The organism is Draconibacterium sediminis (assembly GCF_000949475.1).
GTDB lineage: Bacteria > Bacteroidota > Bacteroidia > Bacteroidales > Prolixibacteraceae > Draconibacterium > Draconibacterium sediminis.
On the sequence record NZ_JRHC01000007.1, the window covers coordinates 150,749 to 166,806 of the forward strand.

Annotated in this window: 21 protein-coding genes; 14 read left to right on the plus strand and 7 right to left on the minus strand. The window is 40.3% G+C overall.

The genetic code is table 11. From position 1 onward, the window contains the following. Together LH29_RS21305 and rsmD are read left to right on the plus strand one after the other, a co-directional pair. Nucleotides 1-813 carry a DUF3822 family protein gene (locus LH29_RS21305; RefSeq protein WP_045033355.1) on the plus strand — a complete coding sequence of 271 codons (813 nt, stop codon included), beginning with the start codon at nucleotides 1-3 and terminating at the stop codon, nucleotides 811-813. A 5-nt stretch (nucleotides 814-818) separates the two neighbouring features. Then, on the plus strand, nucleotides 819-1,352 hold the full coding sequence (gene rsmD, locus LH29_RS21310; protein ID WP_045033356.1) for a 16S rRNA (guanine(966)-N(2))-methyltransferase RsmD: 534 nt from the start codon (nucleotides 819-821) through the stop codon (nucleotides 1,350-1,352). 55 nt (nucleotides 1,353-1,407) lie between these two features. On the opposite strand, the gene LH29_RS21315 is transcribed toward rsmD, so the two are convergent. Continuing rightward, nucleotides 1,408-2,016 carry a redoxin domain-containing protein gene (locus tag LH29_RS21315; protein ID WP_045033434.1) on the minus strand — a complete coding sequence of 203 codons (609 nt, stop codon included), beginning with the start codon at nucleotides 2,014-2,016 and terminating at the stop codon, nucleotides 1,408-1,410. A gap of 226 nt (nucleotides 2,017-2,242) precedes the next feature. Between LH29_RS21315 and pdxH the strand changes: the two genes are divergently transcribed. Further along, complete coding sequence (gene pdxH / locus LH29_RS21320; protein ID WP_045033435.1) at nucleotides 2,243-2,878, plus strand: pyridoxamine 5'-phosphate oxidase; 636 nt, start codon at nucleotides 2,243-2,245, stop codon at nucleotides 2,876-2,878. Here pdxH and LH29_RS24370 read toward each other — a convergent pair. Together LH29_RS24370 and LH29_RS24375 are read right to left on the minus strand one after the other, a co-directional pair. Then, entirely contained in the window at nucleotides 2,875-3,276 is a 402-nt protein-coding gene (locus LH29_RS24370; protein WP_082063892.1) for a hypothetical protein, read from the minus strand. The two genes, pdxH and LH29_RS24370, sit on opposite strands and share 4 nt — an antisense overlap. A 245-nt stretch (nucleotides 3,277-3,521) precedes the next feature. Next, the gene (locus tag LH29_RS24375; protein ID WP_082063893.1) at nucleotides 3,522-4,625 is read right to left on the minus strand and encodes a DNA polymerase III subunit gamma/tau; all 1,104 of its coding nucleotides are present in this window, start codon (nucleotides 4,623-4,625) and stop codon (nucleotides 3,522-3,524) included. 289 nt (nucleotides 4,626-4,914) lie between these two features. On the opposite strand from LH29_RS24375, the gene LH29_RS21330 reads away from it, so the two are divergent. Next, a complete protein-coding gene (locus LH29_RS21330) occupies nucleotides 4,915-5,445 on the plus strand; it encodes a glutathione peroxidase (protein ID WP_045033436.1) in 531 nt (176 codons plus the stop codon). On the opposite strand, the gene LH29_RS21335 is transcribed toward LH29_RS21330, so the two are convergent. Together LH29_RS21335 and LH29_RS21340 are read right to left on the minus strand one after the other, a co-directional pair. Next, entirely contained in the window at nucleotides 5,435-5,758 is a 324-nt protein-coding gene (locus LH29_RS21335; protein WP_045033357.1) for a hypothetical protein, read from the minus strand. The genes LH29_RS21330 and LH29_RS21335 overlap by 11 nt on opposite strands. 8 nt (nucleotides 5,759-5,766) lie before the next feature. Continuing rightward, nucleotides 5,767-6,441 carry a GOLPH3/VPS74 family protein gene (locus LH29_RS21340; RefSeq protein WP_045033358.1) on the minus strand — a complete coding sequence of 225 codons (675 nt, stop codon included), beginning with the start codon at nucleotides 6,439-6,441 and terminating at the stop codon, nucleotides 5,767-5,769. Nucleotides 6,442-6,508: 67 nt separating this feature from the next. Here LH29_RS21340 and LH29_RS21345 point away from each other — a divergent pair, with 67 nt between their 5' ends. The 6 genes from LH29_RS21345 to yajC all read left to right on the plus strand — a co-directional run bounded on the left by LH29_RS21345 (nucleotide 6,509) and on the right by yajC (nucleotide 11,975). Then, entirely contained in the window at nucleotides 6,509-7,534 is a 1,026-nt protein-coding gene (locus tag LH29_RS21345; protein ID WP_045033359.1) for a threonine aldolase family protein, read from the plus strand. 101 nt (nucleotides 7,535-7,635) lie between these two features. Continuing rightward, nucleotides 7,636-8,367 carry a rhomboid family intramembrane serine protease gene (locus LH29_RS21350; protein WP_157493789.1) on the plus strand — a complete coding sequence of 244 codons (732 nt, stop codon included), beginning with the start codon at nucleotides 7,636-7,638 and terminating at the stop codon, nucleotides 8,365-8,367. A gap of 102 nt (nucleotides 8,368-8,469) precedes the next feature. Next, complete coding sequence (locus LH29_RS21355; RefSeq protein ID WP_045033360.1) at nucleotides 8,470-9,765, plus strand: acyloxyacyl hydrolase; 1,296 nt, start codon at nucleotides 8,470-8,472, stop codon at nucleotides 9,763-9,765. Between the two features lie 496 nt (nucleotides 9,766-10,261). Further along, nucleotides 10,262-11,209 carry a transcription antitermination factor NusB gene (gene nusB, locus LH29_RS21360; protein WP_045033361.1) on the plus strand — a complete coding sequence of 316 codons (948 nt, stop codon included), beginning with the start codon at nucleotides 10,262-10,264 and terminating at the stop codon, nucleotides 11,207-11,209. After that, nucleotides 11,209-11,640: a DUF1573 domain-containing protein gene (locus LH29_RS21365; protein WP_045033362.1), complete on the plus strand. Its 432-nt coding sequence runs from the start codon at nucleotides 11,209-11,211 to the stop codon at nucleotides 11,638-11,640. Before nusB ends, LH29_RS21365 begins: the two co-directional genes overlap by 1 nt. Before the next feature lie 11 nt (nucleotides 11,641-11,651). Further along, nucleotides 11,652-11,975 carry a preprotein translocase subunit YajC gene (yajC, locus tag LH29_RS21370; protein WP_045033363.1) on the plus strand — a complete coding sequence of 108 codons (324 nt, stop codon included), beginning with the start codon at nucleotides 11,652-11,654 and terminating at the stop codon, nucleotides 11,973-11,975. A 111-nt stretch (nucleotides 11,976-12,086) separates the two neighbouring features. On the opposite strand, the gene ychF is transcribed toward yajC, so the two are convergent. Further along, on the minus strand, nucleotides 12,087-13,187 hold the full coding sequence (gene ychF, locus LH29_RS21375; RefSeq protein WP_045033364.1) for a redox-regulated ATPase YchF: 1,101 nt from the start codon (nucleotides 13,185-13,187) through the stop codon (nucleotides 12,087-12,089). Nucleotides 13,188-13,354: 167 nt separating this feature from the next. Between ychF and LH29_RS21380 the strand changes: the two genes are divergently transcribed. The 4 genes from LH29_RS21380 to LH29_RS21395 all read left to right on the plus strand — a co-directional run bounded on the left by LH29_RS21380 (nucleotide 13,355) and on the right by LH29_RS21395 (nucleotide 15,679). Next, nucleotides 13,355-14,101 carry an NUDIX hydrolase gene (locus LH29_RS21380; RefSeq protein ID WP_045033365.1) on the plus strand — a complete coding sequence of 249 codons (747 nt, stop codon included), beginning with the start codon at nucleotides 13,355-13,357 and terminating at the stop codon, nucleotides 14,099-14,101. Between the two features lie 48 nt (nucleotides 14,102-14,149). Continuing rightward, nucleotides 14,150-14,698 carry an RNA polymerase sigma factor gene (locus tag LH29_RS21385; RefSeq protein WP_045033366.1) on the plus strand — a complete coding sequence of 183 codons (549 nt, stop codon included), beginning with the start codon at nucleotides 14,150-14,152 and terminating at the stop codon, nucleotides 14,696-14,698. A 94-nt stretch (nucleotides 14,699-14,792) separates the two neighbouring features. Beyond that, the gene (locus tag LH29_RS21390) at nucleotides 14,793-15,203 is read left to right on the plus strand and encodes a hypothetical protein (protein WP_157493790.1); all 411 of its coding nucleotides are present in this window, start codon (nucleotides 14,793-14,795) and stop codon (nucleotides 15,201-15,203) included. Nucleotides 15,204-15,208: 5 nt separating this feature from the next. Then, nucleotides 15,209-15,679, plus strand: coding sequence for a hypothetical protein (locus tag LH29_RS21395; RefSeq protein WP_045033368.1), 471 nt, complete (start codon nucleotides 15,209-15,211; stop codon nucleotides 15,677-15,679). Between the two features lie 55 nt (nucleotides 15,680-15,734). On the opposite strand, the gene LH29_RS21400 is transcribed toward LH29_RS21395, so the two are convergent. Continuing rightward, complete coding sequence (locus tag LH29_RS21400) at nucleotides 15,735-16,025, minus strand: hypothetical protein (RefSeq protein WP_045033369.1); 291 nt, start codon at nucleotides 16,023-16,025, stop codon at nucleotides 15,735-15,737. Nucleotides 16,026-16,058: the final 33 nt, after the last annotated feature.

Sequence of the window (16,058 nt, forward strand, 5' to 3'; positions counted from 1 at the left end):
ATGCATGAATTTGTAGACGAAACGTTTCAGCCGGAAACTACCGGTGAAAAAATATTATCCATTCAGGCTAGCCTGAATGGATTTTCTTTTTCTATTGTTTGCCCCAATCAAAGAAAATTGCTCTACTTTAAGGATATTGCCCTGAAAATAAGTAACGCAAATTTATTGGCCAGGCATTTTGAATCGTTGTTTGCAGAAGAAACTATTCTTCAAAATAACTACCACAAAATTTTCCTTGTTTACCATTCCCGAAATTTCACATTGATTCCGGAACAGTTCTATCAGGATAACATTGACCAAAATATCACTCCACTGCTTTTTGAGCAGAACGAGCAGGCCAACTGGATGAACAACAAAATTGCCGGAGTAAACGGAGAATTGCTTTTTGCCATTCCGGAGAGTTTTCAGCAGGCACTAAACAAACGTTTACCTTCAGCACAAATTATTCACCCTTTGTATCGAATAATTGAGCAAACAAGCATTTCGGAGGCTGCTCCAAAACTTCTGCTTCTTTTTGGTACCGATCATTTTTCGCTGGCCCTGTTTGGCCAGAACGAATTGAAGCTGATCAATAATTTTAGTTTTAAACACCCCAACGATGTGGTGTATTTTGTACTAACTGTTTTGCGCCAGTTTGGTATTTCGGCCAAAGATATTACGGTGCAGTTTGCAGGAAATACAAAAGCCCATGCCGGATTAGAGGATGTATTGCAAAAGCATTTTTCGCAACCAGCATTAATAAATGCCGAAATTGCCGTACCTCCATTTATCGACAAAGTGCTTATTACAAAAAATATTAGTCTATTTTTGTAGTTCATATGAGAATAATCGGAGGCGAATTTAAAGGAAGGATTTTTCACCCGGGCAAAAAATTTAAAGCCCGGCCAACAACCGACATTGCAAAAGAAGGCTTGTTTAATATTCTTGAAAACCGTTATGAGTTTTCGAATAAAAATATTCTGGATCTGTTTTCGGGAACAGGAAGTATGGGTTACGAATTCTTGAGCAGAGGCTGTTTAAGCGCCACACTGGTTGAAACGCACTTCCCACACTATAAATTTATTTTGGAGGTAATAGACGCCCTTAAAATAAGCAACGCGAAGGTTTTTAAGGCCGATGCATTTAAGTTTGTGCAAAAAACACCCGACAGCTTTAATATTATTTTTGCCGACCCTCCATTCGATCACCCGAAGTTTAAAGAAGTACCGGATGCTGTGTTAAATACCGACATTTTAGCACCGGACGGTCTGTTTATTCTGGAGCATCCAAAAGAATTTGATTTCTCATCGCATACCTGTTTTAAAGAGCTGCGAACTTACGGCAAAGTAAATTTCAGTTTCTTTGAGAAATAAAAAACTCCCGTCCATTACAGACGAGAGTTTCTACAATTTATAATCAAAACTATAACTAATCTACTTTTCGCTTAATTCCGCATCCCAAAGGTTTTGTTTCGGCAATAGCGATGTTTTTGTCGTTTCCCAAACTTACAAGAGCTTCTTTCAAATACGCTTGTTTAACGCCTTCAGCATCTTTGTAATTATCATCAATTGCCCCTTTGTAGGCCAGTTTCATATCGCCATCAAATAAAAATACATGCGGCGTTGTTTGCCCTCCAAAAGCATTTGCAATTTTACTGTCCTTATCAACTACGTAATTAAAGTTGTATCCTTCGGCTTCCGCCTTTTTTTTCATCTCATCAAAACTATCGGCTCCGTCGCGTTCCTGATAATTCGAGTTTAACACGATCATACCAACCTCATTGTTGTCGGCCCACTCTTTCACTTCGTTAAAACGATCTTCCCAGGCCACAACAAACGGACAAGTATTACACGAAAACATTACTAAAAGTCCATTTTCCTTACTGGCATCACTCAAGGATATTTCAGCTCCTGATACATCTTTCATTTTTACATCGGTATGAACAGCTTTATCGCCAATTGCCAACTGTTTACCGTCTCCGGCATAAGCAATATTCACACTCAGTAGAATTCCTAAAATAAAAGCTAATTTTTTCATACGGCTATAATTTAAATTAAAAACGGTTTTGTAGTCCTGCCGGTTGAAGACAGGAATTTTCACATTTTAAAAGACCTCATAGTCTTTTATTTAAAAACAATGGCATAAATAAATGGTTCAGTGATACGACAATGTGTAAACAAAATATGGTGTTTGGGGTTATGCTGACAAACGATTTTAGGCTTTGCAAAAACAATCAGAAATCAAAAAAAAACCGCGCAAGACTATGAAATTAGATAGCATAAGAAGAGAATACCGATTTGCAGCACTCACCAAACAAAGTGTGGCTGCTTCCCCAATCGATCAGTTTAAAGAATGGCTCAACGACGCGCAACGTGCCAACGTAAACGATTTTTCGGCGATGAGCCTGGTTACTGCAGAAACCGGTGCTTTTCCCCAATCACGAATTGTGCTGTTGAAAGATATTTCGGTGGATGGATTTACCTTCTTCACCAATTACGACAGCCAAAAAGGAAAGGCCATTGAAAAGAACAACAAGGTTGGTCTTCATTTCTTTTGGCCCGAATTGGAGCGACAAGTGCGTATTGACGGCGTTGCCGAAAAAACATCAAGAGAAGCATCGGTACAGTATTTTAAATCGCGCCCTTTGGAAAGTCAGATTGCAGCTTGTGCTTCGGCTCAAAGTGCCACATTAACCTCCCGAAGTAAACTTGAAGAACAATACCGATCCTTACAAAATGCCTTACAGGGCGACCATCCTGAATGCCCGGAGAATTGGGGAGGTTACCTGGTTCGTCCGGTAAAAATGGAATTTTGGCAGGGCCGCGAAAGCCGCCTGCACGACCGTATTGTTTATGAGTTAGTTGAAAACGAATGGAAAATTAAACGTCTGTCGCCTTAAAAATCAAGGTTTAAAGTTCGTTTCAGTAAGGCCAGGTTTGGATTCTTTTTGGCCATTTCCTGGTACTTTTCAATATCGGAATAAATCACTTTCTCACGCACAATATCTGAAACCACCGTTTTTAGGCCAATCTTCGAGTTGCGTAATTCTTTGCGCAGGTACGAAACCAATTCCGGCTTAATATTTACCAGTAACTCATCCTGAATACGGTTATCCACTTCCAGCAACAAACTCCAGTCTTCCTGAATTGTTGGTAAAATCGACAAGGTGGCTTTCAAACTCGGACGATCATCCAGACGTGGCAAAAATGCTTTCCACTTTTCTTCCAGCTGTTCGGCCGTAAACGGTTCGGTTTCATCAGCTTTTGAATACAATTTAAACTGCTCTTTCGCCGACAATTGTTTGTTCTCATCATCAAAATCACCTTTCAGTGCTCTTTTTATCGAGGTTGTTCCAAGTCCGCGGCCCGAACGTTTTACTAATCTTTTTGGTGGTGTTGCCGGTGTTGAACTTACCGCTTGTTCCGGTTGAGTATTCTGTTGTGGTATTTTAACCGGCTGACTTTTGGGTTGAGCAACAAGCTTTTCGTCGGGCAGGTTTATGCCCGAAAAAATGGGTTCCAGGATGTCATCCTGACCTTCAGCTATTTTTTTTTTAAGGTTAGCTGTGCTATCCGAATCAAAGCCAGCTCAATAAGCAGACGTTTGTTTTGGCTTGTTTTGTACTGTATATCGCAGGTGTTGGCAATTTGCATCGCATCCAGCAGGAAGTCGCTTTCGGTGGCTGCGGCCTGAGCACGATAGCGTTCTTTTATATCGCCACCAACTTCCAGCAGCTGTATCGTTACCGGATCTTTACATACCAGCAAATCTCTGAAATGGCTACTCAGCCCGGTAATAAAATGATGCCCGTCGAAACCGTGGTTCAGGATATCGTTGAAAATCACCAATACCTCGGTTACATTGTTTTTCAGAAACTCGTCAACCAAACGGAAATAGTAATCGTAGTCCAACACATTCAGGTTGGTAATTACATCCTGATAGGTAATCTTTTTTCCTGAGAAACTTACTATCTGGTCGAAAATTGAAAGTGCATCACGCATGGCGCCGTCGGCTTTTTGCGCAATAATATTCAATCCTTCGCCTTCCACTTCAACACTTTCACTTTTCGCCACATATTCCAAATGCTCTGAAATATCGGATACGCCAATGCGGTTAAAATCAAAGATCTGACAACGCGAAAGAATGGTTGGAATGATCTTATGTTTTTCGGTGGTAGCCAAAATAAAAATGGCATGTTTTGGCGGCTCCTCCAGCGTTTTCAGGAAAGCGTTAAAAGCCTGCGACGACAACATGTGAACCTCATCGATGATATATACGCTGTACTTCCCCATTTGAGGCGGTACACGCACCTGGTCGGTCAGGTTCCGGATATCGTCGACCGAGTTATTCGAAGCGGCATCCAATTCGTGAATATTAAACGAACGGCTGCTGTTAAACGAAGTACACGACTCGCATGTGTTGCATGCTTCAGTCTCGTCGGTAAGGTTGGTGCAGTTTATTGTTTTGGCAAAAATACGCGCACAAGTTGTTTTCCCCACACCACGCGGCCCGCAAAACAAATAGGCATGCGCCAACTGATTGCTCTTAATGGCATTCTTTAGCGTGTTGGTAATCGATGCTTGTGCAACAACCGTCTGAAACGAGTCCGGTCTGTATTTTCGTGCTGATACAATAAAATTCTCCATAGTCACTTTAGAAGTTGACCAAAGATAATTAAATATGGCTTTTTAGCAGTGTTTTTTTATTAACATCGAAAGCCTTACTTTTAGCCTGATTAATTGAATTAATCACCCGTAGGGCTGACGAAATAATTGATAAACAATTATTTGTCAGGGCTAACCTTGACATTGAAAATCAACGTATTTATTGCCCACCGAAACATACTCTTCTGATTTTCAATCGTCAACATTTTGTGTGAAAAATTTGTAGAATTTTTCAGGTTAGAACAGTTTGATAGTGAAAAGCTTAATTACCATGAGAAAATATATCTTTTTTGTTCTGCTCTTTTGCACCACTTCGGTTGCCGCCCAATATAAAACCTTATACGACTTTTCGGCCCCAACAATTGATGGCGACACCCTGCATTTTTCAAGCTTAAAAGGCAAGAAAGTGCTGATCGTAAATACAGCATCGGAATGTATGTTAACACCGCAATACGAAAAATTGCAGGAACTTTACGAAGAATATGGTGGTGATGATTTTGAAATTGTTGCATTTCCGTGTAACGATTTTGGGAAACAGGAACCGGGCGACAACGAAACCATAAAAACATTCTGCACCCAATACCACATCAGTTTTACGCTAATGGAAAAAATAGCGATAAAAGACAATCCTCCGCCGGTTTACCGTTGGTTAATGAACAGCGAAGAGAATGGCACACTTGATGCAAAAGTCTGGTGGAACTTTCAAAAGTTTATGATTGACGAAGAAGGGAAAGTGGTTGATTTTGTGCGCCCGACCAAAAGTCCGTTATGCGATAAAATCATCAACTGGCTTAACGAGTAGAATTTTTGTTAAAGTATTTGCCAGGAGCCTTAGTCTTCGTTGGTACTTTTCCGTGAATATTCCCGCCCCGCCATTCGGTGCGGCTTTTGTTTTTATTAAAACTGATCGATTTCTTATCGGTCTTGCCAAATTCCTGCCTGAAATACTCGTAACTGTACAGCGGAATGAAAACCACAAAAAAAACGATCAGACCGCCGATTAGCCACGGACGCGCATTAACAGACGTAAATAAATGAATGAACAAGGCCACCAGTTCAACAAACAGAACACCCGGTCCGGCAATAATTAGTACTATTTTTTTCAGCTTTTCCATGGTGTAAATTAACTTCTGGCAGCAGCAGTTGCAGCGGCACTTGCAGCCACCGAGGCGGCAATGGCTTGAGATGCAGCAATAGCATCGGCAACCGCACCCGACACCTGGTTTTTAATCCTCATTTGTTTTAGGCGTTCCCGGGCCTGTTTCCGTTTTCTCCGGTCCTGATAGATCATTCGTAACATGGCTGCCGGTTCCAAAAACGACAGAAAGATCAGTTCATCCTCGGCTGTAGTTCCTTTAAAAATTTGATTATCAATTTCCGATATCATTCGGTACAGCACCTGCTTATTCAAAATAACCGGCTTTTTCCATTTGAAAAACAAAAACTGCTTTTCTTCCAATCGTATCAGTCGTTTGGCTACTAATCCTTTTTGTACTTCACTTCTGATGAATTTCTGCGAGTAATTGAGTTTACTAATCCAGGTCGAAATCTTTTTTGGCGATTTAACCTGGTTCATTTTTCCCAGCACAAACCGATGTAATTCATTATCCGATTTCGTGGAAAGTACAATCACCCGTTTCTCTTCAAATTTAATTTTCTTCTGCAGGTACAAATCCATCAGAAGTGTTCCGATAACAACAAAGTGCATTGCCGAGACTGACCCCGACCGAATTCCACCTTTTTCAGGATGAATACCTAGAAAATAAATCTTTTGAGCTAAAGGAATTGGCTGATCCATATAATATTTAGTTTTTTCTTACTTAATTCGTACGACAATTGACATAAAATTACAAATAAACAACCATATGTTTAAAGGATTTGCAAGCGATAATAATTCAGGCGTTCATCCGTCCATTTTAAGGGCTATGGAAGATGCCAACCACGGACACGTTGTGGGTTATGGCAACGACCCGTTTACGGCTAAAGCCATCGACATTTTTAAAGAGAAGTTTGGTGCCGCCACCGAGGTATTTTTTGTTTTTAACGGCACCGGCGCCAATGTGCTGAGTTTATCAACGCTTACCCAAAGTTTTAACTCGGTAATTTGCGCCGAAACCGCGCATATTCAGGAAGACGAATGTGGAGCACCTGAGAAATTTACCGGCTGCAAACTCATTCCTGTAGAGCCGGTGAACGGAAAAGTTACTTCCGAAGCAGTATTGCCACATTTAAAAGGTTTTGATTTTGAACATCACTCGCAACCCAAGGTAATTTCTATTTCGCAAGTTACTGAGATGGGAACGGTGTACTCGCCCGGTGAAATAAAAACACTGGCCGATCTGGCGCATAAACACCAAATGTATTTGCACATGGACGGTGCCCGGATTTCCAATGCTGCCATTGCGCTCGACATGGATTTTCGTGAGTTTACAGTAGATTGTGGTGTTGATGTTCTGTCGTTTGGAGGCACAAAAAACGGAATGATGATGGGTGAAGCAGTTTTGTTTTTTAATCCGGATTTGACAAAACAAACCAAATATCTTCGCAAACAAAGTATGCAGCTGTACTCGAAAATGCGTTATGTGGGTGCACAGTTTATTGTCTACCTCGAGAACGATCTTTGGAAAGAAACAGCATCGCATTCCAATAAAATGGCCAAATTGCTGGAAGCTGAAGTGGCCAAAATTCCGCAGATAAAAATTACTCAACCGGTTTCGGCAAATGGTGTTTTTGCTATCGTTCCAAAAGAAATTATCGAGCCACTGCGCGAACGGTTCTTTTTTTATACGTGGGACGAAATAAACTCGGAAGTGCGCTGGATGACTTCGTTTGACACCACCGAAGATGAAATTTATGCGTTTGTGGAATTGATTAAGGAGTTGCTGAATTAATTTCGTTATTACAATGAGGCTTCGACTCCACTCGGCCTGATCGTCATCCTGCGCGGAGTCGAAGTGTGTATTACAAGAAATATTTTAAAGTAAACACTTATATGCCACTATTCAGATACTATCCAAGCAACCCGAAAAACCTGGATCCGGAGATGGAAAAGAAGATCTTTTTCCATAGCCTGCTGTTTCCGGCGCTGTTTGTATTGTTGTTATGGATAGTTAAAATAGTAGAACTAAGCTCAGGATTGAGTTTTGTGGAATTTGGTATTTTCCCGCGGCACATAAACGGGCTGCAGGGAATTCTCTTCTCCCCTTTTATTCATTCCGATTTCAGCCACTTAATTTCCAATTCGCTGCCCTTTTTTATACTGGGTTTTATGCTCATTTACTTTTATCGCCGTATTTCGTACCGCATCTTTTTTCTGCTGTATATTTTATCGGGTATCAGCACCTGGTTTATGGGCCGCGAAGCCTGGCACATCGGCGCCAGCGGTGTTGTTTATGCGCTGGCAGCCTTTCATTTTGTTAGCGGAATTATTCGCTCCGATGTGCGTTTGCTTACGCTTTCGGCAATTGTGGTTTTTCTTTATGGCGGACTTGTTTGGGGATTGTTGCCCATTCGCCCCGAAATTTCGTGGGAAGGCCATTTATCGGGAGCTATATTTGGTGTGGCATTGGCCTTTTATTACCGCAAATACATCGTTCGCCGTGAAAAATTCGATTGGGAAGACGAGCCCGACGAGGATGAGGAAAATGATGACGATACAATAACATTTTCAAACAAAGAATTTTCCGACAGCTCTAAGAATGACTCAACAAATTCCACATTGTAATCGACTTCGCGACTTCGGCTTCCGATATATTCAATAAATAAAAAAGTATATTTGCCTCCTTCAGATTCCCATCGGGATTGAACAAACAGATTTGCATGTAATATGAAAGGCGAAAAAATACATTGGAAAATAGTATGGGTTTTAACGATTTTGCTTTTCATTTCAGCTATTGCCAGTGCGCAGAGTTTAGGTACCTCAACCGAAGGAAGTACGGCAATCACACTACGGGAAAACAACAGTGATCCTTCTGAATTATTCGACTCCCTGTTTTTTTCAACGCCCATTATACACCGCCTCGGAGTCGAAATACGGCCCGGTTATATTTTGCCAACCAATCCGTATTTTAAAGGAGAGAATAGCACATCACAGCCCGTCCGCTCGTCTTTTTCAACACATCTAAAATATTCTTTCCGCTTTTTCCCGAATACCCTGGCCGATAAAATTTATGCCAAACCATACCAGGGAATTGGACTGGTGGCTTACAATTTAAGTCATAGTCAGGAACTGGGAACCCCATTTGTATTTTACCTGTTTCAGGGGGCGCAAATAAGCCAGATCAACCCAAAACTATCGTTAAATTACGAGTGGAACTTTGGATTATCTTTGGGATGGAAACCTTACAATCGTGAAACAAACCCAGGCAATACGGTAATCGGTTCGAAAGCAAATGCCTACATCAACACCAACTTTTATTTTAGCTGGTTGCTTTCCGAGCGCTTGAATTTTGATACCGGTTTATCGATCACCCATTTTTCAAACGGCAATACCAAGTTCCCCAATGCCGGGCTTAATACGCTTGCCTTAAAAGCCGGAGTACTGTATAGTTTCGCGCGCAAAAGTGAGCCGCAAATTCGCCCGTCGGACTTATTTATTCCGACATTTAAACGGCACATCAGCTACGACTTGGTTATGTTTGGCTCGTGGCGACGTACCGGCGTTGATTTTCTGGATGCGCAAGTTGCATCGCCCGTGGCTTACCCGGTAATGGGATTTTGTTTTGCGCCCATGTATAATTTTGGCTATAAACTTCGCCTTGGGGTATCGCTCGACGGATTTTACGACGGAAGCGCCAATGTTTACACCCAGGATTACATTGCAGGTACCGAACAGGAGTTTTTTAAACCGCCACTCGATGAGCAACTGGCTTTGGGAATATCGGGCCGTGCCGAATATGTTATGCCCTATTTTACCGTTGGACTGGGCGTGGGTAAAAGTTTCCTGTACAGCAAAGGCGATTTAAAAGCTTTTTACCAGATTATAGCACTGAAAACAGAAATTACCCGCAACTCGTTTGTGCATATTGGCTACAGCATTAAAGATTTTCATATGCCAAATTTTCTGATGATTGGTCTTGGTTTCCGATTTAACAACCAATATCCTTCTTTTTACCGCAAATAGTACGTGTAGCCTTACAAAGTGAGTGACATTGCCGACGGAATAAAAAACTGCGGCCGCTAGGTTTTCTGGAAAAACAAAGCACGACTGAAAAACTACCGTAATATATATAAGAATACTTTTGAAGGCTGCGGAAGACGTTTAACACCTCCGAACACACAAAGGATGTCATCTTTTCGGAAAGATGATATCCTTCTATTACAACCATGCCTTTTCGCTCTGCCCATCTCTACCTGCGCAAATCTGCTCAATCAAGGTCATCAGCATTCACTTCCTTCACATTAAAATAATACCGGTGAAACAACAAATTATAGCCTGCATTCACCTTGTTCTGCCTGCTATTCTGTTGTATTATCGGCATTAACAATTGTAGTCTTCTAAATTTCGTACGGCATTTAAAAGAACAATTGATTTAACTTTCTGCAATTGCTTTCTTTTCTGTGCAGGGATTCAAAAAAAGATGTAATTTTGCATCGAAATTATACGAAGTTCATTAAAAATGATTAGCAGAAGGATTATCCGCACAAAGGTCTTACAAGTATTGTACGCCTACTACTCCACCGACGAGAAATCGATCAACAACACAGAGAAAGAATTGTTCTTTTGTATCCACAAAGCTTACGACCTTTACCACTACCTGCTGGCGCTGGTACCCGAAATTGCAGACTATGCAGAGGGCCGTATCGAAATCAGAAGAAATAAACATCAGCCAACCCACGAAGATCTGAATCCGAACACCAAGTTTATAACCAACCAGGTTATCGATCAGTTGCGTAAAAACAACAAACTGAACACCTACCTGGATCAGAAAAAACTGAGTTGGAAAGATCATCCTGAACTCATCAAGGAATTGTACCTGATGATGATCGAATCGGATATGTACCAGGAGTATATGGCCGACAAAAACCGCTCGTACATGGACGACCGCAAATTTATTGAGAAACTTTTTAATAAGATTATCCTTATTTCGGAAGACCTGTACATGGTGCTTGAAGAGCAAAGTATTTACTGGAACGACGATGTAGAATTTGTGATTTCGATGATCGCTAAAACTTTGCGTCGTTTTAACGAACTTTCAGATTCGGATCAGTCGCTGATGCCAATGTATAAAGACCAGGAAGACCGCGATTTTACTAAAGATCTTTTGCGTAAGTCCATCATTAATCACAACGAATTACGTGAGTTGATTAAGGAACACTCGCGCAACTGGGATGTGGAACGCATTGCTTTTATGGACATTTTAATTATGCAACTGGCCATTACCGAGTTCCTGTATTTCCCCACTATTCCTACAAAAGTGACCTTGAATGAATACATCGAGCTATCGAAGTTTTACAGCACCGAAAAGAGCCGTAATTTTATTAACGGTATTTTGGATAAAACGCTGAAAGACTTAAAAAGCACCGAAAAAATCAGTAAACAAGGACGCGGATTGATTGGCGAATAATGTACAAACTGGCATTCATATTTTTGATGATTGTATTGGTTTCGTGCGAAGCCAGCAAAAGCAACAGTAACGATCAAAAACAAACAACTGAAAAATTGGCACTAACCGAAATTTCAATTGATGAAGCCATTCATAATTTTGGGCAATTAAAAGCCGGCGAAATTGTTTTACACACCTTTGTTTTAACCAACACCGGCAATAACGATTTTGTAATCGAGAGCCTTGAAACCGACTGTGGCTGCGTAACCACACACTTTAACAGGCAGCCCGTAAAACCCGGAGAAAACGCTTTAATTGAAGTTGAATTTAACACTGCCGGATTGGTTGGAAGAGAATACAAAACAATTGAAGTACTTGGAAATAGCAAAGAATTAAAACATTTAGCTATTTTTGCCCAGGTTGAGAACGAACTTATTGATATTAAATATTAAAAATTATAGACATGTTGAATTCGATTTTATTAATGATGCAGCCACAAGATGGTGCTGATGCCAATCCTTTAATGAGCTTTTTGCCATTGTTGCTGATCATCGTAGTATTTTACTTTTTTATGATCCGCCCTCAGGTAAAACGCCAGAAAGAAACCCGTAAGTTTCGCGAAAGCTTGCAAAAAGGCGACAAAGTAGTTACCACCGGTGGTATTTACGGAAAAGTTGTAAAGATTGAAGAAACAGCCATTCAACTGGAAATTGCAAAAGACGTTGTAATTAAAGTTGACAAAAACGGTATTGTAAAAGACTTAAGCGACGTTCAACCACAAAAGTAAAACAACGCTTTTAAGCTCTCCATAAAGGAGTATACAATAAAAGGCGTGAAAGAATATTCTTTCACGCCTTTTATTTTTCTTCCGACTTCGGTCTCCCGACTTCAGACTCTTTCATACATTAAACCTGAAGTGCATTATATCGCCATCGTTTACGACATACTCTTTTCCTTCGATCGACATTTTACCGGCTTCTTTACAGGCCAGTTCCGATCCTAACGTTACAAAGTCGTTGTATTTAATCACCTCGGCGCGAATAAATCCTTTCTCAAAATCCGAGTGGATTACTCCCGCAGCCTGTGGTGCTTTACTTCCTTTATGGTAGGTCCATGCACGAACTTCTTTTACTCCTGCGGTAAAATACGTCTCCAGCTGAAGTAACTTGTAAGCCGATTTAATCAGTTTGCTAACTCCGGCTTCTTTTAATCCAAGATCATCCAAAAACATTTGGCGCTCTTCAAAATCATCCAACTCGGCAATATCAGCTTCGGTTGCTGCTGCAATCATCAGCATTTCCGAATTCTCGTCTTTTATGGCTTCTTTTACGGCTTCAACGTGGGCATTTCCTTTAACCACGGCAGGTTCGTCAACATTACAAACATACAGTATCGGTTTGTTGGTCAGCAATTCAAGGCTTTTTACAGCTGCAGCATCCGATGGATCAACCTCAACAGTACGTGCCGATTTTCCTTCCATCAACACCTCTTTGTATTTTGAAAGAATGCGGAACATACGTTTGGCTTCCGGATCGTTTCCGGTACGGGCCTGTTTTTCAACTTTGGCAATGCGGCTTTCAACGGTCTCCAGGTCCTTCAGCTGAAGTTCAATATCGATGGTCTCCTTATCGCGCACCGGATCGATAGTTTCATCAACGTGCGTAATATTTTCGTTCTCGAAACAACGCAATACGTGAATAATCGCATCGGTTTCGCGAATATTACCCAGGAATTTATTTCCCAAACCTTCTCCTTTACTTGCCCCGCGAACCAACCCGGCGATATCAACAATTTCAACCGTTGTTGGAACCACACGTTGCGGTTTTACCAATTCCTCTAATTTTGTTAATCTTTCGTCGGGTACAGTTATCACCCCTAAATTGGGTTCGATTGTACAAAAAGGAAAATTTGCCGATTGCGCTTTTGCACTCGACAAACAATTAAACAGTGTTGATTTTCCGACGTTTGGTAAACCAACAATACCACATTTCAAAGCCATTTTACTTATTTAAAAATTGCGGTGCAAAGGTAATTTATTTTTGCTATTTAAAAATTGATGTTTTTGCATACTTTTTCGTCAATAAAACAGGGCTTATTGTATCTTTCACAAGTTAAATATTGGTTTTTTATAAAATCAGTAACTACATTTGTGTAAACTTTTAACTTATGATACTACGACATCTTTCTATTGACTGTGTAATTTTTGGCTTTAAAGACAACAAACTGTGTGTACTGCTATGGCAATCGGAGTCTGATGTTGCCAAACGTTTTTTTAGCGAAAAAGATAACTATGAGGAGGTTGAAGACCTCTTTACCAAAAACCCAATGCATACCGGGCAAGATTACTGGGCATTAATCGGATCTCACCTGCCGGAAGATGAAGATATTGATGAATACGCCAAATTTATTTTATCGAAAACTACCGGCCTCGAAAATGTTTACCTCAACCAGGTAAAAACTTTCGGGAAGTTGGACCGTGTTCCTTTCTCGCGCGTTTTAACTACGGCCTACTATGCCATTATTAACCCGGAATATCACGATTTGCGCCAATCAGAATTGGCCAAAGTATTAAACTGGTTCGAGATCGACAAACTTCCGAAACTGGTTTTCGACCATAAAGTAATTATTGAAGAAGCATTAAAAAAACTACATTCCGAGGTAAAATATCACCCTGTAGGATTCCGAATGCTACCCGATAAATTTACGTTAACAGAACTGCAAACCTTGTACGAAGTTATTCTTGACACCACACTCGATACCCGCAATTTCAGGAAGAAAATTCAAAATATGGGGCTGCTAATCGATACCGGCGAAAAACAAACCAACGTTGCACACCGGGCAGCAAAACTTTATTCTTTCGACCTTGATGTGTACAACAAATTAAGAGAAGAAGGATTAAATTTCAGAATCTGATTTTTTTGTTAAACCTTTGCCGGCAGATAGTGTCTGATTGGTAGCTTCATGCAAAATACGGATAAAAATATCATTGCCGATTTAAAGGATGTAAACAAGCGCGATCTTGCTTTTCATCAACTCGTTGGTACTTATCAGGAGCGATTGTATTGGCATATCCGAAAAATTGTAATGAACCATGACGACACCGACGATGTTTTGCAGAATACCTTTTTAAAGGTGTGGCGCAGCATCGATAATTTTCGGGAGGAATCGAGCTTGTTTACCTGGTTATATCGTATCGCCACCAACGAATCGATCACGTTTATCAATTCGAAAAAGAAAAAGGGCTTGATGCCGATGAACGATGCCAGCGAGTTTTTAATGGATAATCTTACTTCCGATCCCTATTTTGAAGGAGATGAAATTCAGCTAAAGCTACAGAAAGCAATTTTACGTTTACCCGAAAAGCAACGTATAGTGTTTAATATGAAGTATTTTGATGATTTAAAGTACGATGAAATGTCGGAAATCCTCGATACATCGGTTGGAGCGTTAAAAGCATCCTATCATCATGCAGCAAAAAAAATTGAAGAATACTTAAAAAGCACGGATTAATAGTTTGTTTTTAAACCTTTTAAATGAGATATAGTCAATAGATAAAAATGCCGCAATGGAAGAATTAAAGAACATAGCACCAAATTTGTCGAAAATGAAGAAGGAAAACCCTTTTGGGGCTCCGAAACATTATTTCGACGATTTTTCCGCACGCATGCAAATGCAAATCGAAGCGGAAAAACATGTGGCCACCAACAAGGAATTTAAACTTATCACTCTTTTAAAGCCTGCACTTGGTCTTGCTGCCAGTTTTGCTATCATATTCATGCTGGTATATATACCATTAAAAACATTTATACCACAGGAACAGTTTATTGAAACAACGGTTTCAACAAACTTTTCCGATAAGCAAATGCATTCTATCCTGGAGGAACTCGACGAAACATCATTCTTTACATTACTGGAAAACGATGATAACAACGAAACATTTAGCGACGAAGATTTGCTTGCATACGTGAGCTCCAATTTTAATGCATACGAAATTTTTGAATATACAGAAGAGTAAGAATTATGAGACAACTAATTGCAATACTAACACTAGGATTGTTGATTTTTACCCAAACACAGGCAAATGCACAAAGAAATGACGATGAAGAAGACCGCTGGGAGCGTTACCGCACCGAAAAGGTAGCCTTCTTTACCACCAATCTTGATTTTACACCGGAAGAAGCTCAAAAATTCTGGCCGGTATACAATCAGATGGAAAAAGAGATGGGTGAATTTCAGCAAAAACGCCACGAGCTGGAAGATAAGGTGAGAAATGTGGATGAAAACCTGTCGAACAAGGAGTTGATAAAACTAACGCGCGAACACGTAGCATTGGGGAAAACTGAAGCAGAAGTGCGGGAGAAATACAATGAAAAATTTCTTGAAATTTTGCCACCATTAAAAGTGATAAAATTGTACAAAATGGAATACGAGTTCCGCATTTATATGTTCCGCAAATACCGCGATAGAAACCGGGGAAACAACAATGACTAAGCATAAAAAAAGACAGGCCAATAACCTGTCTTTTTCTTTATAGCTTTTTTTTTGATTATAATGCTCTAAACCAATCCTGAAAATATTTCCCAATCCATGGTATTTCTTTCATTTCCCCGTTTATTGCTCCAAGCAAACTAATAATCCAGAAAACCAGTGTAACAACCCATCCGATAGCAATAAGAGGAGGAATTAAAGATATAACTACCGAAAACAGCCAAATGCCTAACGTTTGCCTGATATAAAAACTTGCCAGCTCTTCTCTGTCATTCGAATTTACAATAAGCGCAATAATCCAACCCACCCAGAAGATGTGGGCTACAATTGCTTTTGTTTTTCCATCCATATTATTTGAGTTTAAAAAGTGTAACGAAATGTA